Annotated in this window: 28 protein-coding genes and 1 tRNA gene; 6 read left to right on the top strand and 23 right to left on the bottom strand. The window is 63.4% G+C overall.

The genetic code is table 11. The features are described 5' to 3' along the window. Positions 1 to 53 precede the first annotated feature (53 nt). Positions 54 to 1,238 (top strand): delta-9 fatty acid desaturase DesA, encoded by a 1,185-nt coding sequence (desA, locus tag Q8O96_RS18780; RefSeq protein ID WP_102862582.1) that lies wholly within the window; start codon positions 54 to 56, stop codon positions 1,236 to 1,238. Positions 1,239 to 1,425: 187 nt separating this feature from the next. Next, complete coding sequence (locus Q8O96_RS18775) at positions 1,426 to 2,418, top strand: sensor domain-containing diguanylate cyclase (protein WP_102862581.1); 993 nt, start codon at positions 1,426 to 1,428, stop codon at positions 2,416 to 2,418. A 105-nt stretch (positions 2,419 to 2,523) separates the two neighbouring features. On the opposite strand, the gene Q8O96_RS18770 is transcribed toward Q8O96_RS18775, so the two are convergent. The 9 genes from Q8O96_RS18770 to Q8O96_RS18730 all read right to left on the bottom strand — a co-directional run bounded on the left by Q8O96_RS18770 (position 2,524) and on the right by Q8O96_RS18730 (position 10,227). Continuing rightward, complete coding sequence (locus Q8O96_RS18770) at positions 2,524 to 3,738, bottom strand: response regulator (RefSeq protein WP_102862580.1); 1,215 nt, start codon at positions 3,736 to 3,738, stop codon at positions 2,524 to 2,526. A gap of 142 nt (positions 3,739 to 3,880) precedes the next feature. Continuing rightward, positions 3,881 to 5,158 carry a 4-aminobutyrate--2-oxoglutarate transaminase gene (gene gabT, locus Q8O96_RS18765; protein WP_102862579.1) on the bottom strand — a complete coding sequence of 426 codons (1,278 nt, stop codon included), beginning with the start codon at positions 5,156 to 5,158 and terminating at the stop codon, positions 3,881 to 3,883. A gap of 177 nt (positions 5,159 to 5,335) precedes the next feature. Then, a complete protein-coding gene (gene gabD, locus Q8O96_RS18760) occupies positions 5,336 to 6,778 on the bottom strand; it encodes an NADP-dependent succinate-semialdehyde dehydrogenase (protein WP_305949213.1) in 1,443 nt (480 codons plus the stop codon). Positions 6,779 to 7,156: 378 nt separating this feature from the next. Beyond that, entirely contained in the window at positions 7,157 to 7,471 is a 315-nt protein-coding gene (locus tag Q8O96_RS18755) for a RebB family R body protein (RefSeq protein WP_102862578.1), read from the bottom strand. Positions 7,472 to 7,526: 55 nt separating this feature from the next. Then, on the bottom strand, positions 7,527 to 7,841 hold the full coding sequence (locus Q8O96_RS18750; protein ID WP_011058563.1) for a RebB family R body protein: 315 nt from the start codon (positions 7,839 to 7,841) through the stop codon (positions 7,527 to 7,529). 112 nt (positions 7,842 to 7,953) lie between these two features. Further along, entirely contained in the window at positions 7,954 to 8,481 is a 528-nt protein-coding gene (locus Q8O96_RS18745) for a hypothetical protein (RefSeq protein ID WP_305949212.1), read from the bottom strand. Positions 8,482 to 8,650: 169 nt separating this feature from the next. After that, a complete protein-coding gene (locus Q8O96_RS18740; RefSeq protein ID WP_305949211.1) occupies positions 8,651 to 9,313 on the bottom strand; it encodes a hypothetical protein in 663 nt (220 codons plus the stop codon). Between the two features lie 24 nt (positions 9,314 to 9,337). Then, complete coding sequence (locus tag Q8O96_RS18735) at positions 9,338 to 9,565, bottom strand: RebB family R body protein (protein WP_011058560.1); 228 nt, start codon at positions 9,563 to 9,565, stop codon at positions 9,338 to 9,340. A 119-nt stretch (positions 9,566 to 9,684) separates the two neighbouring features. Continuing rightward, positions 9,685 to 10,227: an RNA polymerase sigma factor gene (locus Q8O96_RS18730; RefSeq protein WP_162884103.1), complete on the bottom strand. Its 543-nt coding sequence runs from the start codon at positions 10,225 to 10,227 to the stop codon at positions 9,685 to 9,687. A gap of 188 nt (positions 10,228 to 10,415) precedes the next feature. Here Q8O96_RS18730 and Q8O96_RS18725 point away from each other — a divergent pair. The 3 genes from Q8O96_RS18725 to Q8O96_RS18715 all read left to right on the top strand — a co-directional run bounded on the left by Q8O96_RS18725 (position 10,416) and on the right by Q8O96_RS18715 (position 11,967). Next, positions 10,416 to 10,492 (top strand) — tRNA-Arg (locus Q8O96_RS18725). Between the two features lie 175 nt (positions 10,493 to 10,667). Next, a complete protein-coding gene (locus Q8O96_RS18720; protein ID WP_305949210.1) occupies positions 10,668 to 11,519 on the top strand; it encodes a hypothetical protein in 852 nt (283 codons plus the stop codon). After that, positions 11,503 to 11,967: a hypothetical protein gene (locus tag Q8O96_RS18715; RefSeq protein ID WP_102862573.1), complete on the top strand. Its 465-nt coding sequence runs from the start codon at positions 11,503 to 11,505 to the stop codon at positions 11,965 to 11,967. Before Q8O96_RS18720 ends, Q8O96_RS18715 begins: the two co-directional genes overlap by 17 nt. Before the next feature lie 18 nt (positions 11,968 to 11,985). On the opposite strand, the gene Q8O96_RS18710 is transcribed toward Q8O96_RS18715, so the two are convergent. From Q8O96_RS18710 to Q8O96_RS18680, 7 genes are all read right to left on the bottom strand, one after another. Further along, a complete protein-coding gene (locus tag Q8O96_RS18710) occupies positions 11,986 to 12,174 on the bottom strand; it encodes a hypothetical protein (RefSeq protein WP_102862572.1) in 189 nt (62 codons plus the stop codon). A 72-nt stretch (positions 12,175 to 12,246) separates the two neighbouring features. Continuing rightward, entirely contained in the window at positions 12,247 to 12,921 is a 675-nt protein-coding gene (locus Q8O96_RS18705; protein WP_305949209.1) for a hypothetical protein, read from the bottom strand. Beyond that, positions 12,918 to 13,499: an RNA polymerase sigma factor gene (locus tag Q8O96_RS18700; RefSeq protein WP_060836949.1), complete on the bottom strand. Its 582-nt coding sequence runs from the start codon at positions 13,497 to 13,499 to the stop codon at positions 12,918 to 12,920. Before Q8O96_RS18700 ends, Q8O96_RS18705 begins: the two co-directional genes overlap by 4 nt. 37 nt (positions 13,500 to 13,536) lie before the next feature. Continuing rightward, on the bottom strand, positions 13,537 to 15,306 hold the full coding sequence (locus Q8O96_RS18695; RefSeq protein WP_305949208.1) for a VWA domain-containing protein: 1,770 nt from the start codon (positions 15,304 to 15,306) through the stop codon (positions 13,537 to 13,539). An 88-nt stretch (positions 15,307 to 15,394) separates the two neighbouring features. Continuing rightward, complete coding sequence (locus tag Q8O96_RS18690) at positions 15,395 to 15,955, bottom strand: YbhB/YbcL family Raf kinase inhibitor-like protein (protein ID WP_102862569.1); 561 nt, start codon at positions 15,953 to 15,955, stop codon at positions 15,395 to 15,397. Between the two features lie 201 nt (positions 15,956 to 16,156). Beyond that, positions 16,157 to 16,420 (bottom strand): BrnA antitoxin family protein, encoded by a 264-nt coding sequence (locus Q8O96_RS18685; RefSeq protein ID WP_102862568.1) that lies wholly within the window; start codon positions 16,418 to 16,420, stop codon positions 16,157 to 16,159. Beyond that, the gene (locus tag Q8O96_RS18680) at positions 16,398 to 16,676 is read right to left on the bottom strand and encodes a BrnT family toxin (RefSeq protein ID WP_102882683.1); all 279 of its coding nucleotides are present in this window, start codon (positions 16,674 to 16,676) and stop codon (positions 16,398 to 16,400) included. Before Q8O96_RS18680 ends, Q8O96_RS18685 begins: the two co-directional genes overlap by 23 nt. A gap of 192 nt (positions 16,677 to 16,868) precedes the next feature. Here Q8O96_RS18680 and Q8O96_RS18675 point away from each other — a divergent pair, with 192 nt between their 5' ends. Continuing rightward, a complete protein-coding gene (locus Q8O96_RS18675) occupies positions 16,869 to 17,462 on the top strand; it encodes a DUF4291 domain-containing protein (protein WP_102862566.1) in 594 nt (197 codons plus the stop codon). Positions 17,463 to 17,635: 173 nt separating this feature from the next. On the opposite strand, the gene Q8O96_RS18670 is transcribed toward Q8O96_RS18675, so the two are convergent. The 7 genes from Q8O96_RS18670 to Q8O96_RS18640 all read right to left on the bottom strand — a co-directional run bounded on the left by Q8O96_RS18670 (position 17,636) and on the right by Q8O96_RS18640 (position 25,129). Continuing rightward, positions 17,636 to 19,138 (bottom strand): YdgA family protein, encoded by a 1,503-nt coding sequence (locus Q8O96_RS18670; RefSeq protein ID WP_207166859.1) that lies wholly within the window; start codon positions 19,136 to 19,138, stop codon positions 17,636 to 17,638. Positions 19,139 to 19,349: 211 nt separating this feature from the next. Next, positions 19,350 to 19,985, bottom strand: a complete 636-nt coding sequence (locus tag Q8O96_RS18665; RefSeq protein ID WP_102862564.1) for an NADH:ubiquinone oxidoreductase subunit N — start codon at positions 19,983 to 19,985, stop codon at positions 19,350 to 19,352. Positions 19,986 to 20,078: 93 nt separating this feature from the next. After that, positions 20,079 to 21,527, bottom strand: a complete 1,449-nt coding sequence (locus Q8O96_RS18660) for an efflux transporter outer membrane subunit (protein ID WP_207815692.1) — start codon at positions 21,525 to 21,527, stop codon at positions 20,079 to 20,081. Continuing rightward, positions 21,524 to 22,414 (bottom strand): HlyD family secretion protein, encoded by an 891-nt coding sequence (locus tag Q8O96_RS18655; RefSeq protein WP_305949207.1) that lies wholly within the window; start codon positions 22,412 to 22,414, stop codon positions 21,524 to 21,526. Before Q8O96_RS18655 ends, Q8O96_RS18660 begins: the two co-directional genes overlap by 4 nt. Further along, positions 22,411 to 22,620: a DUF1656 domain-containing protein gene (locus Q8O96_RS18650; RefSeq protein ID WP_011058538.1), complete on the bottom strand. Its 210-nt coding sequence runs from the start codon at positions 22,618 to 22,620 to the stop codon at positions 22,411 to 22,413. The genes Q8O96_RS18655 and Q8O96_RS18650 overlap by 4 nt, the downstream gene beginning before the upstream one ends. Then, positions 22,617 to 24,704, bottom strand: a complete 2,088-nt coding sequence (locus Q8O96_RS18645) for an FUSC family protein (RefSeq protein WP_305949206.1) — start codon at positions 24,702 to 24,704, stop codon at positions 22,617 to 22,619. The genes Q8O96_RS18650 and Q8O96_RS18645 overlap by 4 nt, the downstream gene beginning before the upstream one ends. Next, the gene (locus tag Q8O96_RS18640) at positions 24,701 to 25,129 is read right to left on the bottom strand and encodes a MarR family winged helix-turn-helix transcriptional regulator (protein WP_102862560.1); all 429 of its coding nucleotides are present in this window, start codon (positions 25,127 to 25,129) and stop codon (positions 24,701 to 24,703) included. The genes Q8O96_RS18645 and Q8O96_RS18640 overlap by 4 nt, the downstream gene beginning before the upstream one ends. Positions 25,130 to 25,234 lie beyond the last annotated feature (105 nt).

The following is a 25,234-nucleotide window of genomic DNA, read 5'->3' as shown; positions in this document are numbered from 1 at the left end:
GCTTGGTGATAATGCCTGGGCTGTTTTTTTCTTTATCGAGGGCCTTATCGCCTATGTGGTACGAAGGTTTACTTGGCTTGTCCGCCTGGCAACTGGTGGCAGTCACTCTGTTGATGACCCACGTGACCATCGTTGCGGTCACGATCTATCTGCATCGCTATTCCGCGCACCGTTCCCTGGAACTCAACGCCGGCCTGAAACACTTCTTCCGCTTCTGGCTGTGGCTGACCACGGCGCAGAACACCCGCGAGTGGACCGCCATCCACCGCAAGCACCACGCCAAGTGCGAGACCGTCGATGACCCCCACAGCCCGGTGATCAAGGGCCTGTCCACGGTGCTGCGCAAGGGCGCCGAGCTGTATCGCGAAGAGGCCAAGAACCCGGAAACCCTGCGCATCTACGGCAAGAACTGCCCGGAAGACTGGATCGAGCGCAACCTCTACAGCCGCTACAAGCTGGGCGGTATCGCGCTGATGGCGGTCATCGACCTGCTGCTGTTCGGCACCATCGGCATCACCATCTGGGCGATCCAGATGATGTGGATTCCATTCTGGGCCGCCGGCGTGATCAACGGCCTGGGCCACGCCGTCGGCTACCGCAACTTCGAATGCCGCGACGCCGCCACCAACCTGGTGCCCTGGGGCATCATCGTCGGCGGCGAAGAACTGCATAACAACCATCACACCTACCCCAACTCGGCCAAGCTCTCGGTGAAGAAGTGGGAGTTCGACATGGGCTGGGCCTGGATCAAGGTCTTCAGCTTCCTGCGCCTGGCCAAGGTCCAGCGCGTAGCGCCCATCGCCCACCGGGTCGAAGGCAAGGGCCACCTGGACATGGACACTGCCATGGCCATCCTCAACAACCGGTTCCAGATCATGGCCCAGTACCGCAAGCTGGTGATCGGCCCGCTGGTGAAGCAGGAGCTGGCCAAGGTCGATCACTCGGTGCGCCACCAGTTCCATCGCGCCAAGCGCCTGCTGTCCCGGGAAACCAGCCTGCTGGAAGACCGCCACCACCTGCGCATCCAGACCATGCTGGAACACAGCCAGGCGTTGAAGGTGATCTACGAAAAGCGCCTGGCCCTGCAGCAGATCTGGGTCAAGACCAGCGCCAACGGCCACGACATGCTGGCGGCGATCAAGGACTGGGTGCACGAGGCCGAGGCCAGCGGTATCCAGTCCCTGCGGGACTTCGCCAATCAGCTAAAAACCTACTCCCTGCGTCCTACCGCAGCCTGAGCCAAAGCCCCTCGCCACAAGCCGGCGAGGGGCGACTGCGACCGTCCGGCGGGCGCGCCAAGTATCGCCGCAACGGCTGGGAACTTAGCGTCCGATCCCCTATCTCACTGAACACTTCGCCACCCAGGCGGGCTTGGTTGTGGCCGCTGTCGAACTTGGCGCGGCACGCCCTTTGAGATCTGTGCCGATGGTCAATAAGAATTCACACACTCCATCTTCGCTTCCCCAGTGGCCCGAAGCCGCGCAAACCCTGATGGCCCTGATGCATGCACAGGGCGAAGTCGCCCGCCTGACCGAGCGCGAGCAGCTGTTCAGCGCCCTGCTGGTCAGCGTCAATGCAGTGCTCTGGGCCTTCGATTGGGACAACCGCCAGGTGCTGTACGTCAGCCCGGCCTATGAACGGATCTTCGGTCGCCCGGCAGGCCTGCTGCTGGCGGACTTCAACCAGTGGCGCGACAGCATCTACCCCGACGACCTGGAATACGCCGAGCGCAGCCTGGCCCAGGTCCTGGACAGGGGCGCGGTGGAAGATCGCGAGTACCGCATCATCGATGCCCAGGGGCAGGTGCGCTGGCTCAGCGACAAATGCTTCATCAACCGCAACACCGAACCCGGGCAGCGGCTGATCGTGGTGGGCATTGCCGAAGACATCACCGAAAAGAAGCAGTTGGAAGCCGAGCTGCAACGCCTGGCCACCACTGATGTGCTGACCCAAAGCAGCAACCGCCGGCACTTCTTCGAATGCGCCAACCGCGAGTTCGAACAGGCACGCCGGCAAGGTTTACCCCTGGTCTTTCTGTTGCTGGACATCGATGACTTCAAGGTGATCAACGACACCTACGGCCATCCCGAAGGCGACATCGTTCTGCAGCGCATTGCCGAGAGCGGACGGGCTGCACTGCGTCGGGGAGACCTGTTCGGGCGCATCGGCGGTGAAGAGTTCGCGGCGGTGTTTCCCGGCTGCAGCGCGGACATGGCCCATCAGGTCGCCGAACGCCTGCAGCGCGAGATTCAGCGGCAGACCTTCAGTTGCCAGGGCCAGACCTTCAACATCACCATCAGCCAGGGGCTGAGCAGCCGGCGCCGCGAAGATGAAAGCCTCGACAGCCTGTTCGCCCGGGCCGATGCGGCGATGTACCAAGCCAAGCGCCAGGGCAAGAACCGCATCGTCAGCGGATAACCACCCGCGCCCCATCCGTGGGAGCTGGCTTGCCAGCGAACAGGCCCTAAAGACCCACAACGCGGTGGCGAATGTCTTCGCCGGCGAGCCGGCGGCTAAAGAGGATCAGCCCTTGCGCAGGCGGGAAAGCTCCGGCAAGCCGACTTTCAGCAGGCGCGCCGTCTTGCTGCGGGCCACCTCCTCCACCCCTTCATGTTCGGTCAGCCGCGCCAGTTGCGCCGCCAGGTTCATCACCAGGGCTTCGCGGGAATAGACCCCTCCGCCCAACTGGTAGATCGAGGCGATCAGTTCACGCAGCTCCAGGGGCATGCGCCAGCGAGTGCGCAGCGCCGAACCATAGGCGGCACCGAAGCGCTCCAGGGCATCACCGATTTCTTCCTGCTCATCCAGTTCGCCACCGGCCTGCTTCCACTCTTGCAGACAACGCAGCAATGCCAGATCGCCCAACCGGTGCAACAGGCCCGCGCAATAGCAACGCTCCTGATCCAGGTCCAGCAGGCGGGCCAGGGTCCGACCATATTCCGCCGTGTGCAGGGACAACTCCCAGTAGCGCTCGGCATAGTCAGCCAGGGCCGGCTCGCTCAGCCGCGCGCTACGCTTGAGGGCCAGGCCCAGAATCAGGTTCATGCTCTGCCCGGTACCCAGCCGGTGCAGGGCCTGGGACAGGGTCTGTACGCCTTCACCGTTGTGTTGCGCGGCACTGTTGGCGGCGCAGATCAGCACGGCAGTGATCTGGGGATCGGTGCGGATCTCCTCCTCCAGCAGCTTGAGGTCCAGTCCGTCGGGGTTGAGGCTGCGCTTGACCGCCAATTGCACATCGGTCAGCAGCGGCGCGCCATCGGCGATCTCGCGACGGCGTTCAAGAAAGGTCCACAGGGTCATGCCCGGGGCCAGGGTCGGCACCTCGCAGGCAACCTCCTGGCCAGCATCCAGCAGCAGCCCCTGCAGGCGCTGGGTCAGGCTTTCCATGTTCAAGGGTTTGGTCAGGTAGGCCGTGGGTGCCAGAGGCAAGGCCTCGCGCACGCTGGCACTGTCGCTGCGCACGCTGAGCAGAATGAATGGCTGCAACGGGTTGCGCTTGCGCTGGCGCACGGAGCGCAGCAAGGCGAGACCGTCGATGCCCGGCAACTCCCAGTCGGCAATGATCAGGTCATAAGGTTTGGCGCTCAACAGTTCCAGGGCTTCCTGACCGTCGGCACACAGATCCAGACGCGCGTCACAGCGCACGTTGAGCAGCACTTGCTTGAGCAAATCGCGAGACCAGGGATCGGCCTCGGCAATCAGCACACGAGGTACAGCGGGTAAATCAACAGCGGTCATGCAGCACGCTCCCTAGGCAATCCTTTGCACCTTAGTCAATGCACGGGCTTCCATACAGCGCAAATCCCCTATGGACCGCCTGGGGATGAAAAAAACCCGCCGAAGCGGGTTTTTTTGTCGATCAGGTCACAGCAGCAACCACTCAGAGTTCAGCGAAGCACTCTTCGATGATGGCCAGGCCTTTATCCAGTTGCTCGTCCGGCGAGGTCAGCGGAACCAGGACCCGCAACACGTTGCCGTAGGTGCCGCAGGACAGCAGGATCAGCCCCTTGTCGCGAGCCTTGGCCACGACCTGAGCCACAGCAGCGGCGTTCGGCTTGTGGCTGTCGCCGTTCTCGAACAGTTCCACCGCGATCATCGCGCCCAGGGCGCGCACTTCGCCGATCACCGGGTACTTGGCCTGGATGGCCTTGAGGCCGGTCACCAGACGCTCGCCCACCGCCTTGCAGCGATCGAGCAGGTGCTCTTCTTCGAACACTTCCATCACCGCCAGAGCGGCGGCACAGGCGATCGGGCTACCGGCGTAGGTGCCGCCCAGGCCGCCTGGAGCGATGGCGTCCATGTATTCGGCCTTGCCGCAGACACCGGCCAGCGGGAAGCCGCCAGCGATGGATTTGGCGAAGGTGGTCAGGTCGGCGGCAACACCCATCTGTTCCATGGCGAAGAAGGTGCCGGTACGGCCCGCGCCGGTCTGCACTTCGTCGGCGATCAGCAGGATGCCGTGCTGATCGCACAGGGCGCGCAGGCGCTTCATGAACTCTTTGGGCGCGACGTAGAAACCGCCTTCGCCTTGCACCGGCTCAATGATGATGGCAGCGATATCACGTGGCTCAGCGTCATTTTTGAAGATGCGCTCGATGCTGGCGATAGAGTCGTCGATGCTCACGCCATGCAGTTCGTTGGGGTACAGCGCACGGAAGATACCGCCTGGCATCAGGCCCATGCCGGCCGAGTAAGGCACGACTTTACCGGTCAGGCCCAGGGTCATCATGGTGCGGCCATGGTAGGCGCCAGTGAAGGCGATCACGCCGGCGCGGCCAGTGGCGGCACGGGCGATCTTCACGGCGTTTTCCACGGCTTCGGAACCGGTGGTCACCAGCAGGGTTTTCTTGGCGAAGTCACCCGGAACCTTGGCGTTGATTTTCTCGCACAGTTCCACGTAAGGCTCGTAGGCCAGAACCTGGAAGCACGTGTGGGTCAGCTTGTTCAACTGCTCGGTCACCGCGGCGATGATTTTCGGGTGCACGTGACCGGTGTTCAGTACCGCGATACCGCCGGCGAAGTCGATGAACTCGCGGCCTTCAACGTCGGTGACGGTGGCGTTCTTCGCGCTGTCGGCGAAGATCGGGTGAATCTGGCCAACACCGCGTGGTACAGCGGCTTCACGGCGTTTCATCAAGGATGCGTTGGTCTTGCTCATAGTGTCCTCATTCACCGCTGCTACAGCGGTGTGATTCAAGGGTTGCGGGGCGGGGAAGCGCCTGCGACAGCATGCGATGATCGACTGCCGGAGCGGTCCCGGGCCACCTTGAAAAAGTGCGTTTTTAAAGCGGCGCCAGGGGACAGCGCTCTCGTGCCCCCGGCGCTTGAAACCGGATCAGATACCCAGGCAGAGGTATTTGATTTCCAGGTAATCCTCGATCCCGTACTTGGAGCCTTCACGGCCCAGGCCCGAAGCCTTGATGCCACCGAACGGCGCCACTTCGTTGGAGATCAGGCCGGTGTTGACCCCGACCATGCCGTATTCCAGGGCCTCGGCCACACGGAACACACGACCCAGGTCGCGGGCGTAGAAGTACGACGCCAGGCCGAACTCGGTGTCGTTGGACATGGCGATGACTTCGGCTTCGTCTTTGAAGCGGAACAGCGGCGCCAGCGGGCCGAAGGTTTCTTCCTTGGCCACGGCCGCGTCTTTCGGCACGTTGACCAGGATGGTCGGCTCAAAGAAGTTGCCTTCCATCGGCTTGCCACCGGCCAGCAGGGTCGCGCCTTTTTTCAGGGCGTCGGCGATGTGTTCCTGGACCTTGGCCACGGCTTTTTCATCGATCAGCGGGCCGGTGGTGGTGCCTTCTTCCAGACCGTTGCCGATCTTCAGCTTGGCCACCGCCACTTTCAGCTTCTCGGCGAAGGCGTCGTAGACCGAATCCTGGATGTACAGGCGGTTGGCGCAGACGCAGGTCTGACCGTTGTTGCGGTACTTGGAGATGATCGCGCCTTCGACGGCCTTATCCAGGTCGGCGTCGTCGAACACGATGAACGGCGCGTTGCCGCCCAGTTCCAGGGAAACTTTCTTGATGTCCTTGGCGCATTCGGCCATCAGCTGGCGACCGATTTCGGTGGAGCCGGTGAACGACAGCTTGCGCACGATCGGGTTGCTGGTCAGCTCGCCGCCGATGTCGCCGGCACTGCCGGTGACCACGCTGAGCACGCCTTTCGGAATCCCGGCGCGGTGCGCTAGTTCCACCAGGGCCAGAGCCGAGAACGGGGTTTGCGAAGCGGGCTTGATGACCATGGTGCAACCGGCGGCCAGGGCCGGGCCGGCTTTACGGGTGATCATCGCCGCCGGGAAGTTCCACGGGGTGATGGCGGCGGTCACGCCGATCGGCTGCTTGATCACGATCAGGCGCTTGTCCGGCTGATGGCCCGGGATCACGTCACCGTAGATGCGCTTGGCTTCTTCGGCGAACCATTCGATGAAGGAGGCGGCGTAAGCGATTTCGCCCTTGGCTTCGGCCAGCGGCTTGCCCTGCTCCAGGGTCATCAGGCGACCCAGGTCGTCCTGGTTTTCGATCAGCAATTCATACCAGCGGCGCAGCCTGGTGGCGCGCTCCTTGGCGGTCAGGGCACGCCAGGCCGGCAGGGCCTTGTCGGCGGCTTCGATGGCGCGGCGGGTTTCGGCGGCGCCCATCTTGGGTACGGTACCGAGGATTTCACCGGTAGCGGGGTTGTTGACCTTGATCGTCTGACCGTTGTCCGCGTCAACCCAAGCTCCATCGATGAAGGCTTGTTGGCGGAACAACTGGGCGTCTTTGAGCTGCATGTCGGCTTCCTTAACAGCACCGCGCATACGCGGGGCGAATTGTGATTGTAAAAAAGGCGCCCTGTCAGGCATGGACCGCGCTGGCGCGTCTGCAAGCCCTGGACAAAGCTGCCGTCAGGAAAATCGTTCACTGGGTAAAAGCACGAAAATGTCGCACACAAGGATAGACGTGCGCTTGGGCACCCAGGCAAGAGCGTTTGAAATCTCAAACGAATCCTAGGGTCAACAGGGGTAAAGGACAATAGGCTGTTCGAAAAAAAGAACGTAAACGTCCTTCAGGTTAAAAATTTCAGATCAACGTCACTCGCAACCGCCGAAAAGACAACGCCCCCGGGGCCTGCAGACCGCGGGGGCGTTGGCGTGACGCCAGGGAAAGGATCAGCTACTGAACGACTTGAGCACCGTCAACAGGCTGGTGAGGTTGTCGGCCACGCCGCCCTGGGCGACTTTCTCGGTGGCTGCCGCTCCGGCGGTGGTGTCGACGCTGTAGATCTGCATCACGCCCTGGTTGGTGGCCGCCTGGGCCAGGGTGTTTTGCTGCTGCTGGGCCGACACCGAGTTCTGGAACAGGATGGCCACGGACTGGCCCATGGACTGGTAGACGGTGCCCATCGCCATGGCCGGTGCTTCGGCAACGACCTTGACGTTGGTCTGGGTCACGGCATCGGTGATTTGCGGACTGACTGTGCTCATAAAAACTCCATTTTTTCAGCAGGAAAGTTCAACGGGAAATCAGGCGCTCAGCCACTCAGCTCTGGAAGGACTTGAGCACCGTCAGCAGGCTGGTGAGGTTGTCGGAGACCCCGCCCTGGGCAACCTTCTCGGTGGCGGCGGCGCCGGCGGTGGTGTCGACGCTGTAGATCTGCATCACGCCCTGGTTGGTCGCGGCCTGGGCCAGGGTGTTTTGCTGCTGCTGCGCCGAGACCGAGTTCTGGAACAGGATCGCGGTGGCCTGGGCCATGGATTGGTAGATGGTGCCCATCGCCATGGCCGGCGCTTCGGCGACGACTTTGACGTTGGTCTGGGTGACGGCATCGGTGATTTGTTCGTTTACAAGTGGCATGGCTCAACTTCCTTTGTTAGTACACGGAGCATTCCGTGTCTTTGAGTGAACGTGGCAGCCGTTTTGCTGTGAACCGCCAGGCCTGGGACCCTCGGCTTATTTCAGGGGGGACTCATTGCCCGGCAGCGGCGAGCACCTGCTTGAGGGTGTCCTCGACTTTCTGCGACAACTCGGCCATGCGCGCCTCGACGGCGACTTTCACCTCCTGCTGCACCAGGGCGCTGATCATCGCCTTGAGGGCTGGATCGTCGGCAGGGGCCAGGGCGGGAGTGGGTGTGGCGGCCGCGGCCTTGTCCGAACTCGGCGCTGCTGCCGGTTCCGATACGGCACTCGGCGCAGCGGTGGCGGCAGCGGCCTGGCTCTCGGCCACCGCCTGCAGTTGACGCAGCACCAGTTCGCGCGCCTGGGGATCGGCCCGATCGACGCCGACACCCGACAACTGCTCGATGATCTTGCGCGTGCGCTGCTCATCGGCCTCTATCAGCTCGACGGCCCGCTGCCGCGCCTGATCAACGCTCTGTTGCGCAGACTTGGACATGTCCAGCGGCTTGTTTTGGACAAACGCCTCCAGCACCTGGCGCTCGACCTGGGTCAACGGACGATTCAGATACTTCTCGGCAAAGAGAAGTATCGTCGCCATCGGGGTTTGCTCTTCATTCGCCATTGCATGCTCCTTGTTGATGAATGGCGTTGAAGGGCTGGGCACCGGGTCCGTCGAACTTCAACGCCTGGGGTGAACAGAGCGGCCGGCGAACGCCGGCGCCTCTTGCACGACGGCCCCGAGCGCCTTGCGCGCCCGAGGGTCGGACTCAGGAAGACGACGATCGATTGGCCAGAGTGGCGCTGTACTTGGCGATGCTGGCGTCGATCTTGTCGATGGCCATGCCGGCTGCCTCCGCTTCCATCGCCCCCGCCGCAGCCGCCACAGCAGCGGCCGCACCGACCATCAGGTCGGTGGCCAGCACGCCCAGGGCATCCTCGGCGGCGCCCTTGACGTTCTCTTTGACGATGTTCTCGGTCATCTGCTTGAGCAGCACCGCCTGGGCCGCCAGGGCCAGCTTGCTGACCCCGTCGAAATACCCCGCCGCCGACTGCGCCACCAGACCGGCGGCCTGGCTGATCATCATGTCCGGCGCGGCAGCGATCTGCGCCGGGGCATAGCTGAACGTCTGGGCATTGGTGAACTGCACCGCCTGGACGATCTGGCTGTTGAGCGCATCAGTGCTGTCGGTGCTGGGGCTGCCGGCCTGCTTGAGCAAATGGGCGTTCATCGTCTCCATCACCGAAGGCCGCGCGGCGGCGGACGGCGGTGATGGCGCAGACTCGGCCGCCGCATCGGTGCCGGGCGACGTGGGCTCGCTGGGCGCCGCCTGAGGCTCGGCCGTTTCCACACCCGGACTGGGACCGGCCGCCGCGCTCGCAGTGTCATCGGCCGCGGCTGCGGGTGGGGTTTTCTTCTTGAACCATGCCATGACGATTCTCCTGGGCGATCAGCCCTATTCACCGATCGCCATGATCAACGCCACGGCCTTGGACACCACCGCGTTAGAGATCTGGTTCAGCGCCTGCTGGCTGTTGACCGCGTTCTGCAACGACAGGCCCGCCGAGTGGCTGGCCACCTGATACAACGAGGCGATGGCCTGGGCCGGGGCTTCGGCCACCACCTTGACGTTGGTCTGGGTCACGGCATCGGTGATCTGCGAGTTGACCATTGGATCGGGCATACATCTCTCCTTAGATGGAATGGCCCACCGCAGAAGGCGGCGGCACCGGCTACAGCGTCGAAAACAGGCTCACTGAACAAGAACGTCCCGGCGCACCCGCTGTGAATCCTGCCACGCCCTCAACGCAGGGCCTCGCGCAACAATTGCACGTGCTTGCGCGCCAGGGGCTGGTTCATTCCCAGCTCGGCGGCGATGTTCGGGTAGGGCAGATCGTCGACAAACTTCAGTTCAAACAAGCGGCGTTTTTTAAAGGGCAATTGCGCCACCCGCCGACTGAGCAGGGCCAGGGTTTCCAGCAGTTCCACCTGCTCCAGCACCGACATCTGCGGCGCCTCCAGCTGCTGCAGCGGGTCGTCCTCGAAATCGGCGAAATCCACGAACAGACGCTGCTCCCGCGCCCGCCGCCGACAGCTGTCGACAAACACATGATCCAGCACCAGGAACAGAAAACCCTGGGGATCGCGAATCCGCTCCGGCGAACGGCGAAAGAACAGCAGCGCCTTGATCGCCGTGGCCGCCAGCCACTCCTGGGCGCCATCGGCGTTACCCCGCGCCAATTGCCGGGCGCGGCGCTGCAACCCGGGCAGCACCGCCTTCCAGCTGGCCTCGAACAGATGATCCGCCAACGCTGTCGGCAGGCCCTCTTGCATCAAACAGTTCATCTCCCGCACCTCCCTGTGCCCCGTGACTGCACGGATATGGCTGCAGGTTGCGCTGGGCCGACCGGCCGATGCAGCGGGAAAAACTGCCACTACGGCCCGGGTTTCCGGGGATTGCGCCGGGCGGTGGAAAAGGGATGCAAGCCGGCGTGGACGCTTCGAGTCGACATAGGTATGATGTCGCCCGCACTGCATCCGTAGCTCAGCTGGATAGAGTACTGCCCTCCGAAGGCAGGGGTCGTGGGTTCGAATCCCGCCGGGTGCACCAGCTTCAACGAGAAAGCCCCAGGTCTGATGACCTGGGGCTTTTTTGTTTCCGAAAGCCGGCGTTGCCGGCAGCAGCCTCATTCACTCCCTGATCCAGGACGACGGCTCGCGACTGGAGGCTGTCCCGGTGGAGCGCGACTTGCTACATTCCCAGCCCCCCCGGACAGGAGGTCCCGATGCTGCGCCATCCCCTGCTCAACCATCCCTTCGAGCCAGACATTCGTGACTGGGTCAGCTGTTTCATGGGCTATGACATGCCCCCGGAGCGGGATGCCGAACTGAGCCGCTTCAACCCCAACGACCCCGAAGACCGCGAATACCTGATCCGTCACTACGCACTGAGGCGCGACTACCCCCAGCAGAACTTCCGTCATCGGCAACGGCTGGTGGAGGTTCTGCAAGCCGCACTGGACGATCCGGACTATGACTTCGACAACATCTGGGAGCCTGCTGAAGATGACGACGAATACGCGCAATGGCCCAGCACTTGGCCGGCGGTGCTCGACGACAGCCGGGACTTCTTCCAGCGCCTGCTGATCGCGGCCCGGGAGCGGTGGCACGAGGACCTGATCCGCGCCCGCTTACCTTCTCTGCAGGCATGCAGGGCGATTGCGCAGCGGGATCGGGGCACCCGCGACTGGCTGTTCAACATCGACAACAGCGAAACCTGGAGAGCGGTCTTCAATGAGGCGGCCACGCCCTATGACTTCAATACCCCGGGCCCAGTGTTTCAAGGCGAGCAACTGAGCCTGCAGCTGTATGGCGATCTGGGACGGCTGTCCGTGCCTTGCACCTGGCCGGCGAGCCAGGCCCCAACCCACTGCCGCTTGCTGCTTCAGGTCCAGGGCATTAGCGAACTGGCGGTCAGCGGTACGCGCTTCGACGGGCGCATGCGTACCCAGCTCACCCGCCTCAACCCCGGTTATCACCTGCGCCTGGAAATCGGTTTTGACTGCGTGATCGAATGCGTGGCGCTGTCCGTGAACATCACCGACGTCGAAGGAATACGCGATGAAAAGCAACTTTGAAGTGGCCCTGGAACGTCAGGAAATGCCCCAGTTCTTTCGCGGCCAGGGCCAGTACCTGACCCGGGATGGCGATTGGGACGAGCACCTGTACTGCATCAACTGGCCAGGGATCTTCGCTTACCTGCGGGACCACGCCGATGGCGCACAGCAACTGAGCAGCGCCTTCGAGCTTTACGTCTACAGCGTTGGGGAAACCATCGAGGATTGCTTCGGCCTGCGGGAAAACCTGTTCGGCTATTACTCGACCCGGACCCGCTGGGCGCCCGAGAGCGTCGATCTGCTAGCACAGCTGCCGGAGCCCTGCCGGCGGCGCATCGTGCAGCGTTTGAGCTGGTATCGCTGGCAGGTGGAAAATCACGCCCGGCTGCTGCCGGAACGGGCCCGGCGCATGAGCGCGGACGGTGCCTGCGCCGAGTTCATCGACCTGCCCGCCTTGCCCTACAGCTGAACCCGACGGCCGCCGGGATTATTCATCCTCGGCGGCTTCGGCGTCCTGCTGCGCTTGTTCGGCTTCGTCCTGCGCCTCGGGATCGGCGCCCTCTTCAGCCTCTTCCAGGCCAAAGTCCTTGCGACTCTCCTTGATGGCCTGACGGATATCCGCGCCCTTGATCGGGCAGTTCAACATTGCCGCTATACGGTCGATGCGGGGTGCCATGACCGGCCTCTCACTTTCTGGAAACTGCGCAGATAGTGCGCGCTTTCCCTGGCGACAGCCAACCCCCGCACCTTATTGACGACGCAAGGCTTGCAGGCGCGCGTCCAGATCCTCCTGTGGATACTGTTCATGCAGCTGCAGCAGCAGCTCGGCCGCCTCGCGACTCTGGCCGCCTTCCCACAGGCGCAAGACCGCCTGAAGCTGCTTATCCAACCGCTTGAGGGTCCGCGGCTCGGCCGGGGCCGACATGCGTTGGGCCAACTTGCTCGACTCAGCCCTGGGCTTGGCCATCGCAGGTGGCGCTGCGTCACTCAGCGCTTCCAGCTCTGGCGCCGCGGAAAAACTGCCCACAGGGGCTGCCGCAGTCATGGGCTCAGGGACACTCAAAGCCCCGGCCAGCTCGGCGGAGCGTGGCGCCGCCTGAGGCGCCATGGGCGCCGCTGGGGTTGGAGCGGGCGCGGGCGCGGGAACAAAGGCCTGCTCTTGTGGATAGTGCTCCGGGGAAGGCCGCAGCAAACCAATGACCAGGGCCACGCCAAACAGGCTGGCAAAGGCCAGTTGATAGCGCGGCCGTTGGCAGGCGCGCATCCAGCGCTGCCAAAGACTCGGCTTGGGCGCAGGGGCTTCGCGGCGCGCAGTGGCCAGGATCAGGGCATCCAGATGGGCCGGTGGCTCCTGGGCGCCGTGTTGGCGGATGTGCGCCAGCATCTGCTCTTCAGGGGACGGGGTCTGTCGGGCGTCAGTCATGTGAGTACCTCCTCGGCCAGGAGCCGACGCAATTTTTTCAGCGCATAACGGAAACGGCTTTTCACCGTTTCCAGGGGCGCCTGGGTCAGGCTGGCGATCTCTGGCAGTTCAAGGTCGCCGTGGGCCCGCAGCAGGAACACTTCGCGCTGGTCTTCGGGCAAGTCCTGCAAGGCGGCTTCGATTCGCTGCTGGTCGCGGCACAGGCTCAGTTGCTGTTCGGGGCCGGGAGCCTGGTCGGTTTCGCCGTGCAGTTGTTCGTCGTAGCTGTCGTGCAGCGGGTTGCGCTGGCCGTGCTTGCGCCAGTGGTCGATCAGGCGGTTGCGCGCGATCTGATACAGCCAGGTACGAAAGCTGGCCCGGCCCTGGGGTTGGCTGGCGCTGCGGATCAGGCTGAGCCAGGTGTCCTGGTAGACCTCTTCCGCCAGCTCGGCCTTGCCGCACAGGCCCAGCACAAAGCCATACAGGCCCTGGCGGTGGCGCTGGTACAGCACCTCGAAAGCCGTCGGATCTCCGGCGCGATAACGCGCCAGCAGCGCTTCATCGCTGCTGGCATCGGTGGACATTTGAGGAGCAGACATGGGGCGGATGAACTCCTGTTCACTGCTCGTGATGTGGCTATTCAAGGCGGCTCTGCACCTGGCTCATGTCCACGGGCTGCGCCTCGGCCTGGGGCGCATTTCCCGCCTGGGTTTTCGGCGCCTGAGTTTGCAGGCTTTGCGCCAGCTCCACCAGTTGTACGAACTCGCCGCGCAGTCCGTAAGGATCTTCGCCCTTGGCGCCCCGGGCCAGCTTGGCGGTGTCGGTCAGGCTGAAGTTGCCGGTGTAGCGGCCGTCCTTGAGCTGCTGGGAGAACGCCGCCACCGCAGCGGCGAAGCGCAGGTCGGGGCTGGCCTCAGTCAGTTTAGCCGGCTGCTGCGCGCTGATCGGCCGTTCGATCAAGCGGCTACTGCCACCTTCCGGCGCCTTGTAGCGCACCCGCAGCATCGCCAGTTCACCATTCTTGCCACCCTGCTGCGGCGCCTTGGCCTGTGCATAACGCAGGGGCTCCAGCCAGCCCTTCTCGCCCGCCGGGACGATTTCATACAACGCGGTCACCGTATGCCCAGCGCCGATTTCCCCTGCGTCCACTTTGTCGTTGCTGAAATCTTCACGCTTGAGGGCACGGTTCTCATAACCCAGCAGACGGTATTCGCTGACTTGGGCCGGGTTGAACTCCACTTGCAGCTTCACGTCCTTGGCCACCACCGCCAGGGTCGAACTGAGCTGGTCCACCAGTACCTTGCGCGCTTCGCGCAGGTTATCGATGTAGGCGTAGTTGCCGTCACCGGCATCGGCCAGTTGCTCCATCAGGTGCTCGTTGTAGTTATCCACACCGAAACCCAGAGTGGTGAGGGAGACACCGCTCTTGCGCTTCTCGGCGGCCATGGCCTTGAGGCTGTCGAAGTCGCTGATGCCGACGTTGAAGTCACCGTCGGTGGCCAACAGGATGCGGTTGATGCCCTTGTGGATAAAACCCTGCTGGGCCATCTGGTAGGCCAGCTGGATGCCCGAGGCGCCAGCCGTGGAACCGCCTGCGCTGAGCTGGTCGATGGCGCTGCGAATCTTCGCCTTGTCGCGTCCGGAGGTGGGCTCCAGCACCACTCGCGATTCGCCGGCGTAAACCACCAGCGACACCCGGTCCTGATTCCGCAGTTGATCCACCAGCAGCTTGAGGGTGCTTTTCACCAGGGGCAGGCCTTCGCGGCGGTCCATGGAACCGGAGACGTCCACCAAAAACACCAGATTGGCCGGGGCCAACTCTGCCACCGCGCGATCCGATGCCTTGATGCCGATGCGCAGCAAGCGGGTGTGGGGATTCCACGGCGAGGGCGCCAACTCGGTGGTCACGCCGAAGGGCGAACCGTCGCTGGGCAGGGCGTAATCGTAGGGGAAATAGTTGACCAGCTCCTCCAGGCGCACCGCGCCTTCCGGCGGCAGGCTGCCCTGGTTGAGCAAGCGGCGGACATTGGCATAAGCACCGGTATCGACGTCGGCGCTGAAGGTCGAGACCGGTGCTTGGGCAACGCTGTGGATCGGGTTGTCCGGCAACTTCTGGTACTGCTCACGGGCCTCGTCGCGGTAACCGGCCATGATCGAATCACGGGCGGCGATGGGCGCCGGCATCGGTGCCGACAACCTCATGGGATGCGCCACGCGCTTGGTCATGGCGGCATCGGCGTGTCGCGCCTCGTACTGCGCTTCAGGCGCAGCCTGCAATGCTCCCTGGGTTGACGACCCGGCGGCGGATTCGGGCTTGGACGACACACCACAGCCGGCAACCGCCAGCAACAGACCGGCGGCGAAACCCTGGGCGACCGGACGAAGGAAATGCACGGGAAGGGACATGGGGGCTGACCTCGGGAAGAAATGATCCATTCCCCCCTTCAGACGAAGCCCCTGAGCCATTCGGGTTAAGCCACGGAAAAAAATTCACTCAGCGAGAGTAGCGGCGCACCACACTGCTATTGCGCAACACGTGGCCGTTGATCTTCTCCAGCAACTGAGCCCGGGTCAGCCCGGCAGGCAGGGCATCCGGCGCCAGATCCAGGGCGTAGATCTGGATGATGTAGTGGTGCGCGCTGTCACCCACTGGCGGGCATGGGCCCATGTAGGAAGTACCGTTGCGGCTGTTGAGGCCGCCCACACCTTCCAGAGTCGGCTTGGTGCCCGCTCCGGCTGGAATCTGCCGAGTGCTGGACTTGATGCCGTAATGCACCCAGTGATCCACACCCTGGCCCTTGGCGCCGTCCGGGTCGTGCATGACGATGGCGTAGCTCAAGGTGCCGGTGGGGCCTGCGGTCCAGTTCAGGGCCGGGGAGTTGTTGTGCCCGCCACAGCCCTTGGCATCACTGGCATTGCCGGTGGTGAACAGCCGGTCATCCGAGACCCCAGGGATGTTCAGGGTAAAACGCTCCTGGGCCTGCACGGGAAACTGCAGGCACAGCAGCACGGCACCAGCGGCCAGCCAAGTATTGCGTGAGGCAAAGCGAGACATACGAAAGCACCTTTTGCAGATGAGATCAGGAGGCCAGAGGACTATAGCCTGCACAAAAGAGCGCGCTCCTTCGTGCACGGCGCGGGGAGATTGAGCTTGAGGACAGGGGTAGTTGTAAATGGATATTTCAGAGTCCGACCGCGATCGCGAGCACAGTTCACGGCCGGCCAGACACTGCGCCCGACATGACGCGGCAGGCCCTCAGCCTCGATGGGCCTGCATGTACTGACGCAGCAGTTGGTTGATCCGCGTCTGATAACCCGCGCCCTGGCCCTTGAACCACTCCAGCACATCGGCGTCCAGGCGAATGGTCACGGCCTTCTTGCCCGGCAGGTGCACCTCGGCGCGGCGAAAGAAATCGTCATCCAGCTCGGGAATATCTGACGTATCGATGCTCTGGTCATCGGCTTTCGCCAGGCGATCCCAATCCGTTTTCGATCCGTCAGTTTTCGATCCGTTGGACATAATATTTAGCCTCCCGTTTAGTGGCTTTTCGCGCCGAGATAATGCGCACCGCATGACCCCGCCGCTCGGTATGGACCACCACGCCCACCAGGGTCCTGATCCAACCGAGGCTGACCCAGCGCTCCTCCCCGTAGTCCAGGCGCTCATCGCGCAAGGACAGCACCGGACGCTGGAACATCAGCACGGCATCGTTGAAATCGATGCCGTGCTTGAGCAGGTTGGCGTGGTTCTTGGCCTCGTCCCATTCAAAGTACATGAGCAATTCCGTATTTACAAATGTACATACAGGCTAGCCGACCGTTCGCCAAAAGCGGTCTGGGTAAACACCTGGAAATACAGTCGACTCGGTGCTCATGCCAGTCGCAGTCAACGACACTGTTGTCAACAATCCGTACTCTATCCACCCCCGGGCGGCTTCCCGGCCGCCCGCTTTTCATAAGGAAATGCCATGCATAAACCCGCAACAGAACTCCCCCAGCGCCAGATCCGCGCGCTCTACGACGCCGACACCATCCGCGTCTACCAGGCCTACTCCGACAGCATCGCCGACGCCGCCCTGGCCCACGGCACCTTCGTCTCCCCGCCCTTCAAGATGGAGCGCATGACCTGGATAAAGCCGTCTTTCCTATGGATGATGTACCGCGCCGGCTGGGGCTACAAAGACGCCGGACAGGCCCGCATCCTGGCCATCGACATCAGCCGCGAAGGCTTTGAATGGGCCCTGGCCAACGGCTGCCTGAGCCATGCCGACGAGTCCATGAGCAAGGAAGAGTGGTTGAAGTTGAAAGACCAGTCACCGGTACGGATCCAGTGGGACCCGGAGCGCGACCTGTACCTGCGGCCCCAGGAACACCGCGCGATCCAGATCGGCCTGAGCAAGGAGGCCGTGCAGTTGTATGTAAACCAGTGGATAAAACGCATCACTGATGTCACGCCCCTGGCTCACGAGATTCATCGGCTTATTCAGCTAGGTGATTTGGACGGCGCCCACAGTCTGATTCCGCAAGAACAGGAATATCCCACTCCCCGCGAGTACAGATGAGTCGCTCTTGGCGCCAGCTCAACCATCAGCGACGCCTGCCCTACCTCCTCAGGACTGAGGCGCAAACACTGCATGACGACCACTCTCCGGACAGCAAAACGCCCGGGCTGTTGAACAGCGCCGGGCGTTGGGCTTCGCGGTCGGAGGGCGCCAGAGACGCCCCCACTTAGGGCTTACTGCAGGGTGCCAGCACCGCCCATTTTGCTCATGACAAAACCCACGAACTGCTCGACGGTCATCTTCTGGCCGTTGAAATTCACTTCGTTATTGGCGTAGTGCAGCGACGACACCACCGCATTGCCTTCCAGCTTGGCCAACTGAGTGGCCAGGGCCATGGCGCTGAGCATTTCCGCGGTGGCGGCGCTTTGCTCGGCGATTTGCTTGGCGTCGGTCTGGCCTTCGGCCTGGGCCTGCAAGGCGGCGACGTCGGCCAGCATCGGCTTGGACAGCGACAGCTTGGCGTCCAGCTGGCTGATCAGTTGCTTGCCCAGCTCAGCCGGCGGCAGTTCCAGGCTCTGCGGCTTGGCCAGGTCCAGGCTCAGGCTGAAGCGGCTTTCACCACCAGCGGTCTTGAATGCCAGGCTTTCCAGGGCGATCTGTGGTTTGGCTTCCAGGACCTTGTTCACCGCGGCACGTACCTTGACCTGCTCGGCGTCGCTCATTTGCAGTTCCGGTGCCGGTTCGCCCTCGGCAGTCGCCTCGTTGGTCGCCTGCTGATACGGCTGCAGCACGGTCTGGTAGACCTGGACCAGATCGAGCATGCCCTGGCTGTCGAGGTTCTTCATGCTCCAGAGCATCTCGGCCGAACCCACGGTCTTGCCGTCGAAGGCGATTTCGCCCACTCGGTAATCCGCGCGGCCCGCTACCGTGCTGCCGGTTTCTTCGCTGGAGGTCTTCTGTTCGAAGTTCTTCAGGGTCAGCACCGACTGCTTGTCACCGAAGGTAGCCTTGGTGCTGGTGAGCTCCAGGGTGTTCTGCCCCAGGTAGTAGTCGAAGCTGCTCTTTTGCAGGTTGCTGGCCAGGGTCAGGCCGTTGATTTCCAGTTTGAGCGGTGCTTTATCCGGCGAGCTGAGGAACAGGCTCAGGCTGTCCATGTAGCCGTCGACCTTGGCTTTCTGGCGGTTTTCGCTGACGCTGAAGGTGGCGTTCAGACCGGAGAACTTGAGGTTGTTCAGCTCATCCCGGGCCAGCTCCATCGGGGCGAAATCCACAGTGCCCTCGGCGGACAGGTCATAGCCAACATTGACCACGCCCTTGAACGGTGCAGCACCCTTGGTGGCGGCAAACCACTTGTCGGTCTGGGCATTATTTTCCAGTTGGAAATGACTGGACGCCATGACGGGCAGCCACTTGAGACGGATCAGGCGCGAGAAAGGCAGCGGGCCGTGTTCGATGTGGTCGGCGATCATCAGTTCCAGCCCACCGTTGAACACCTCGCCCTGGGTCTTGAGGCGGTAGCGGGCGTCGCTGCTGAACACGCCACGCTCCAGGGACACCAGTTCCAGGGTAGCGGTGGCGTCATAGCCGATCAGCGCCGCTTGCAGCTCCTTGTTGCTTTCAACCACCTGCTGCTGCAGAACCCCTTCCAGCTTGGTGCCGGTGTACCAGGCGCCGCCGGCACTGATGACACCTACCGCGACGACGATTCCTAACAGTACGCCTGCTGATTTATTCATGTCTGACCCGATCAATATCCGTTGTTTGAAGGTGTGCTCGTCTTCCCTGAACCCATGACGGGTTGCGGCTCGACTCCGCGCAAAACCGGCGCAGATTACCATTGGCGGCTAGCGCGAGCCCAACAAAAGCTAAAAAGCACCAAGCCTCAAGCGCCAAGCTGCAAGCTAAAGGCAGCAGGCGGCTTGGGGCTTGAGGCTTGAGGCTTGCAGCTCAGGAGTATTGGACTTCCAGGGCGTCGAGTTGATGGTCGAAGCTCTTGAGACGGGCGCTCCAGGTGTAGACCAGTACTTCGAAGTCACGATCGATCACCGGGCTGTTGCCACGGGATTCGCCGCGGGGATCACAGAAATCCAGCTGGTATCGCTCCCGCGCCATGGCGGTGGCGACATCCGACAGCTCCCGGGCATTGTTCAGCCAATGGCGTCCGTCATCGGCCTGTTTGTCCAGCAGGATGCACTGCTTTTTCAGAGCTTCCAGGCTCTTTTCCAGCGGGGTGCCGGTGAGTTCGCCCATGACTTCGGCGAAGGTCCGCCCCGGCTGCCAGTAGCTGCCCCAGAAGTAACGGTCGAACACGGTCTCAACCCGGCGCAGAGCCACCTTGGTGTCCCAGATCATCACCAGGGTCTTGCTCTGTTCGAGCTGTCTTTTCTTGATTTTCTGACTTTGCCACGAGGCCCAGGCCACCACACCGATGGCCAACACCGCGATCAGCGCGCTGGCGCTGTCGAGGAACACCATGGCCTTGTCGATCTGGTGGGCCAGCATGATGCCGTAGAAGTAGGTGGCAGACAGCAGCACCAGTGCACAGAGCGCACACCAGAAGCCCGGAGCATAAGGGTTTTTCATTATTGGAATCCCCATGACCATCACATGCTTTGATCGGCTGGAAAGTCCATTGCACGCGGGACTGTTCCAACTGATCAAAGCATAGCAACGGCCTCAGGGTTTCGCGGGTTGCGAGCCTTGCGTTCGTCCGCTTTCCCAACCGCCGCCCAGGGCCAGGAACAGATCGATCTGACTCATTGCCACCTGGGTGTTGGCCGCTGCCAATTGCGCGCGCATATCGGTGTAGGTGCGGGTGGCTTGCAGGTCGGCGAGGAAGGAAGCGCGCCCGGCCTGGAAGAAACGGTGAGTCTGGTCCGCCGCCAGTTGCGCCGACTGCTCGGCATCCGCCAGAGCATCGCGGCGTTGCAGCTGGGCGCTGTACTGGGCCAGGCCGGTCTGGGTTTCACGAATGGCGTTGAGCACGACTCCGTCGAAATGGGCCAGGGCGCCCTGGCTCGCCGCTTCGGCCTCATGAATGCGTTCACGGGCGCCGTTGGCCGGCACGCTCCAGCTGATCAGCGGGCCGAAGCCCCAGCGGTTGGTGGAGGGCTTGCCGAGGTTGTCGAGGATGCCCACGGTGCCGACCGTCGCGCCAATGCTGATGTCCGGGTACAGGGCCCCGGTGGCCACCCCGATGCGCGCGGTGGCGGCGGCCAGTTGACGCTCGGCTTGCCGTACATCGGGACGCCGCTTGAGCAGCGCCGCGCCATCGCCCACCGGCAACAGTTGGGCGATGTGCGGTAACTCGGCGCACGTGCCGGTGCCAGCGGGCAGTTGATCCAGCGGTTTGGCCAGCAGCATCGACAGGCGAAACAGCCCCGACTGGCGCGCGGCTTCATAGCGCGGCAACTCGGCGCGCAGGGATTTGAACTGGGTCTGGGAACGGGTGACCTGGGTTTCGTCGCCGCGCCCGGCATCGCGCAGGCGCTGGGTCAGTTCGGTGCTCTGGGCTTGCAGGCGCAGGGAGTGCTCGGCGATTTCCCGCTCCTCGTTGGCCGCGCAGACCTGGGTGTAGGCGCGCACCACATCCGCCACCAGGGTGATGCGGGCGGTGTCAGCCGCAGCCTGGGTCGCGTCGGCATTGGCCTGGGCCGCTTCGATGCCGCGTTGCAGGGTACCGAACAGGTCGAACTGGTAAGAGGTGCTGATGGACAGGTTGCCGACGTTGGCCACCGGCACTTTTTCCGGCAGCAGGAAGGCCTCGCCGGATTCCTGCAAACGTTCGACCCCGGCCTTGACCCCGCCGCTCCAGCCACCGGCTGCCTGGGCCTCATCCACCTGAGCCCGGGCCCGAGCCAGGTTGGCCGCGGCCACGCGCAAGTCGGTGTTGGAGGCCAGGGCCTGCTGCACCAACTGGTCCAGACGCGGGTCCTGGTACAGGCGCCACCAGTCGGCGGGCACCGGCGCCGACACCACATTGGCGCCCTGGGCGGCCAATTGGCCCTGCAGGTCCTGGCGTTGCAGCGCCGCGTCCTTGGGCAGACGGTAATCCGGCCCGACCATCTGACAGGCCGTGAGCAGCAGGCCGAGTCCGGCCAGGGCCAAACGTGCGCCGCTGTTCATTGGCTGGGCTCCCGCTTGGCCTGGTCGTCGAGGATCGACACCGTGGCGGTGCGCCCGGCGATCATGCGGAAGTCCGCCGGCACGTCATCAAAGGCGATCCGCACCGGAATCCGTTGCGCCAGGCGTACCCAGCTGAAGGCCGGGTTGACGTTGGGCAACAGGTTGGAACCGCTGCTGCGGTCACGGTCCTCGATCCCGGCGACGATACTTTCCACATGCCCGCGCAGCCGCGCGCGATCGCCGATCACACGGATGTCCACCGCCTGACCAACATGAATGCCATCGAGCTTGGTTTCTTCGAAGTAACCATCGATATGAAAGGAATTGCTGTCCACCACCGACAGCACCGGCCGGCCAGCGGTAACGAACTCCTGGGTCCGTGGCGCACGGTCATTGACGTAGCCCTCCACCGGGCTGCGCACCACCGAGCGGTCGAGGTTGAGCTGGGCGCTGTCCACTGCCACCTGGGCCTCGGCCAGGGCCGACTGGGCACGGGCCTCGCGGGACTGGCTCTCTTCCAGTTGCTCGCGCGGCACCAGGTTGCCCAGGCCACGGTTGCGCCTGGCCTCGCGCTGGGCCTGGGCCAGGGTTTCCTGGCGGTCGGCCAGGGCCGCCTTGGCTTGGCGCAGGGCCAGCTTGAAGCGGTCCTGGTCGATGCTGAACAGCACCTGGCCGCGCTTGACCAGCTGGTTGTCGCGCACCTCCACCTGCTGGATCAGCCCGGACACGTCCGGGGCGATCTGCACGATATCGGCGCGGATGTGCCCGTCCCGGGTCCAGGGCGCGAACATGTAGTACATCACCATGCGCCAGACCACCACGACCGCGAAGGTCACCACCAGTAACGTCAGGACCACACGGCCAATGGTCAATAAAGGTTTTTTCATGTCATCAGGTATCGACTCAGAGAGTCCACCGCGCCCAACAGCAGCGCGTAGAGACCCACGTTGAACAGCGCCCGGTGCCAGACCAGACGATAAAAGTGCAAGCGCGTCAGCACCCCGTGCACCAACAGGTACAAGCCATAGGTGATGCCCATCAGCACCAGCAGCGTGGGCAGGAACACCCCGCTGATATCCAGATCACCGATCACAAGGGCGCTCCATCAATGCCATGGGGAAGGGGTTGTTCAAGCTCGCCGGTGGCGACGAATTCCACCCCCGGCAGCAGCGCCAGGCGCAGGCCACTGAGGGCGTGCAGCAGGTGCAGGCGGGTTTCGTCGTCGCCTTGCAGGCCCTGGCTGTTGAGCGCTCGCCGAGTGCGATCCAGGGTCATCAGCAAGGCACTGGGTGCGGGCACGCGCTCACCGGCCTTGAGGCAGGCCTTGAAGTATTCGCCGACCTCCGCCACCACCCGGCGCAGCAGGGTCTGGGCCTGTCCTTGCACCCGTGGCGCGTAGGCCTGCAGGTCCAGGACATTGAGCGCCACGCGCAACTCCCGCAGGGCGGCGCCGGTGTCCTGGCCGGTCATGGCCAGGCGCGGCAGGTGCTGCATCAGCCGGTCGAGCATCTGCGCGCCCATGTGCCGGTGCTCGGCCAGGGTTGCCGGCTCGGAGAGGCTGACGATGTCGCGCCAGCTGAAGCGGGTCAGGCGCTTGGCCGCCAGCTCCGAGCCGAACGGCCGGGCGATGAGGGTCCAGACAAAGGCAAACAGCAGGCCCATGGGCCCGGCCAGGTTGGCGTTGGCAAAACTCAGGAAGTCCGCGTCGTAGGCGCCCTGGATGCTGATGAAGGACGAGGTGTTGACGATGGTCAGGAGCATGCCCAGGTAGAACCGCGGTTGTACCGTCAGGGTGCCGACGCAGATAAAGGGCACGGCAAAAGCCAGCACCAGCATGGGGAAGTCATGCAGGTTGGGCAGGATCAGGAACAGGTAGAGGCTGGCGAACAGCACCGACATCGCGGTCCAGAAGAAGAACCGATAGATCTGCGGCGCCGGGTCGTCCATGGAGGCGAAGAAGCTGCAGGCCACCGCCGCGAGGATCACCGCGCTGCCGCCGTCGGTCCAGCCCAGGAGTATCCACAGCACCGAGGCGACGATGATTGCGAGCACCGTCGAGCCCGCCGAATACAGCATCAGCCCGCGATCGAGAAAGGGCGTCAGCCGGCCCAGGCGCCAATGCCGGTAGACCGCGCGCCAGGTGTCCTGGCTTTCGCACTGGATGGCGTGCTGCAGGCTGCGGCAGTCCTGCCACAAGTCGATCCACTCGCCGAGGCGGTACAGGGCATTGGAGAACAGCAATTGGCGTCGGTCATCCAGGGCTTCGGCGCTCGGCTGCAGGGCTTCGAGCTCACTGCGCAGGGCTTGCCAGTGTTGCACCGAGGCATCAAGGGCGGTGCCTTGCAGCCACGCTTGGGCCTTGGCCAGCAAGGGGGCAAATTGCGCCACCCGTTCCGGGGCGCGTCGTTCCAGGGCGTACAGGGCGTCATCCAAGGCATCCACCACCGGCAGCAGGTGGATCATCCGTCCGCGCAATTCCTTGGTGTTGCGCACCGTCTGCGGCCGGACGCCTTCGTGGGGCAACTGGCCGATCATCAACTCCAGGCTGTTGAAGGTGCCCACCATCGATGCACGCAGGGCGCTGATTTCTTCAGGCTGGACGTTGCGGGCCAGGAAGCGCTGGCTGTAGCGCGCGGCATCGGCGAACCACTGGCTGGTGGAATCGACGAACACCGGGGCCAGCCGCCGGGGCCAGAACAGGCTGCCGATGACCGCAGCACAAATGATGCCGAGGAAGATTTCCTCGGTTCGTGCCTCGGCCACATCCCACACCGCCAGGGGGTTGTCCACCACCGGCAGGGCAATCAACGGCAAGGTGTAGCCGGCCAGCATCAGGGCGTAGTTGTTGGCAGTGCGCAAATGCATGGACAGGAACAGCAAGATCCCGGTCCACAGGGCGATGATCAGCACCAGCACATAGGGACTCTGCACGAACATCGGCACCAGCAGCACCGCCGCCGCCGCGCCAAGAAAGGTGCCGACCGCCCGATACAGCGCCTTGGAACTGGTGGGGCCGACAAAGGGGCTGGAGACGATGTACACCGTGGCCATGGCCCAATAGGGACGCGGCATCTGCATCAGCATGGCGATGTACAGCGCGATCATCGAGGCGGCGAAAGTGCGTACACCGTAGAACCAGTCCCGCGCGGGGGGCATGCCGGTGAAAAAGCCTTTCAAGATGGCAGCGCCGGTACATGGCTGGCGGACTCGAAGGCGCGAATCACCCGCAGTGCCGCTTCCAGGTCGCTGCTACTGATGCCTTCGAGGACTTCATGGCGCAGGCGCACCAACTCGCTCTCCACGGCGTGCACCAGCTCGCGGCCGCTGTCGGTCAGGCTCAGGCATTTGGCCCGGCGATCGTTGGGGTCTTCACTGCGGCACACGTAGCCGGCGCTGCACAGTTGATCCAGCAAACGCACCAGGGATGGGCTTTCCATCCCCGCGGCCTGGGCCACCGTGACCTGACGCACGCCCTCGCCCAGGCGCCCGATCATCAACAGGGGCACCGCACAGGCTTCGGAGATGCCAAAGTTGACCAGGGTGGTCTGGCAGATACGCCGCCAATGCCGGGACGCGACCACCATGCCACTGCTGATGTTCATGTGGAGTGATTCAAGGGAATGAGGCACAAGACTGTTCGCACACTGTTAGTTTGCTAACTATCAATATGGCATCGCCGAATAAATTCAGTCAAGTTTTGTAACAAT

Source organism: Pseudomonas sp. LPH60 (assembly GCF_030718165.1).
Taxonomy (GTDB): domain Bacteria; phylum Pseudomonadota; class Gammaproteobacteria; order Pseudomonadales; family Pseudomonadaceae; genus Aquipseudomonas; species Aquipseudomonas danubii.
This window is presented reverse-complemented; position numbering and strand designations above follow the sequence as displayed.

Coding starts and splice junctions, on each gene's coding strand:
- desA (WP_102862582.1), top strand. CDS start 54: ATGTGGTACGAAGGTTTACTTGGCTTGTCCGCCTGGCAACTGGTGGCA.
- Q8O96_RS18775 (WP_102862581.1), top strand. CDS start 1,426: ATGGTCAATAAGAATTCACACACTCCATCTTCGCTTCCCCAGTGGCCC.
- Q8O96_RS18770 (WP_102862580.1), bottom strand. CDS start 3,738: ATGACCGCTGTTGATTTACCCGCTGTACCTCGTGTGCTGATTGCCGAG.
- gabT (WP_102862579.1), bottom strand. CDS start 5,158: ATGAGCAAGACCAACGCATCCTTGATGAAACGCCGTGAAGCCGCTGTA.
- gabD (WP_305949213.1), bottom strand. CDS start 6,778: ATGCAGCTCAAAGACGCCCAGTTGTTCCGCCAACAAGCCTTCATCGAT.
- Q8O96_RS18755 (WP_102862578.1), bottom strand. CDS start 7,471: ATGAGCACAGTCAGTCCGCAAATCACCGATGCCGTGACCCAGACCAAC.
- Q8O96_RS18750 (WP_011058563.1), bottom strand. CDS start 7,841: ATGCCACTTGTAAACGAACAAATCACCGATGCCGTCACCCAGACCAAC.
- Q8O96_RS18745 (WP_305949212.1), bottom strand. CDS start 8,481: ATGGCGACGATACTTCTCTTTGCCGAGAAGTATCTGAATCGTCCGTTG.
- Q8O96_RS18740 (WP_305949211.1), bottom strand. CDS start 9,313: ATGGCATGGTTCAAGAAGAAAACCCCACCCGCAGCCGCGGCCGATGAC.
- Q8O96_RS18735 (WP_011058560.1), bottom strand. CDS start 9,565: ATGCCCGATCCAATGGTCAACTCGCAGATCACCGATGCCGTGACCCAG.
- Q8O96_RS18730 (WP_162884103.1), bottom strand. CDS start 10,227: ATGAACTGTTTGATGCAAGAGGGCCTGCCGACAGCGTTGGCGGATCAT.
- Q8O96_RS18720 (WP_305949210.1), top strand. CDS start 10,668: ATGCTGCGCCATCCCCTGCTCAACCATCCCTTCGAGCCAGACATTCGT.
- Q8O96_RS18715 (WP_102862573.1), top strand. CDS start 11,503: ATGAAAAGCAACTTTGAAGTGGCCCTGGAACGTCAGGAAATGCCCCAG.
- Q8O96_RS18710 (WP_102862572.1), bottom strand. CDS start 12,174: ATGGCACCCCGCATCGACCGTATAGCGGCAATGTTGAACTGCCCGATC.
- Q8O96_RS18705 (WP_305949209.1), bottom strand. CDS start 12,921: ATGACTGACGCCCGACAGACCCCGTCCCCTGAAGAGCAGATGCTGGCG.
- Q8O96_RS18700 (WP_060836949.1), bottom strand. CDS start 13,499: ATGTCTGCTCCTCAAATGTCCACCGATGCCAGCAGCGATGAAGCGCTG.
- Q8O96_RS18695 (WP_305949208.1), bottom strand. CDS start 15,306: ATGTCCCTTCCCGTGCATTTCCTTCGTCCGGTCGCCCAGGGTTTCGCC.
- Q8O96_RS18690 (WP_102862569.1), bottom strand. CDS start 15,955: ATGTCTCGCTTTGCCTCACGCAATACTTGGCTGGCCGCTGGTGCCGTG.
- Q8O96_RS18685 (WP_102862568.1), bottom strand. CDS start 16,420: ATGTCCAACGGATCGAAAACTGACGGATCGAAAACGGATTGGGATCGC.
- Q8O96_RS18680 (WP_102882683.1), bottom strand. CDS start 16,676: ATGTACTTTGAATGGGACGAGGCCAAGAACCACGCCAACCTGCTCAAG.
- Q8O96_RS18675 (WP_102862566.1), top strand. CDS start 16,869: ATGCATAAACCCGCAACAGAACTCCCCCAGCGCCAGATCCGCGCGCTC.
- Q8O96_RS18670 (WP_207166859.1), bottom strand. CDS start 19,138: ATGAATAAATCAGCAGGCGTACTGTTAGGAATCGTCGTCGCGGTAGGT.
- Q8O96_RS18665 (WP_102862564.1), bottom strand. CDS start 19,985: ATGAAAAACCCTTATGCTCCGGGCTTCTGGTGTGCGCTCTGTGCACTG.
- Q8O96_RS18660 (WP_207815692.1), bottom strand. CDS start 21,527: ATGAACAGCGGCGCACGTTTGGCCCTGGCCGGACTCGGCCTGCTGCTC.
- Q8O96_RS18655 (WP_305949207.1), bottom strand. CDS start 22,414: ATGAAAAAACCTTTATTGACCATTGGCCGTGTGGTCCTGACGTTACTG.
- Q8O96_RS18640 (WP_102862560.1), bottom strand. CDS start 25,129: ATGAACATCAGCAGTGGCATGGTGGTCGCGTCCCGGCATTGGCGGCGT.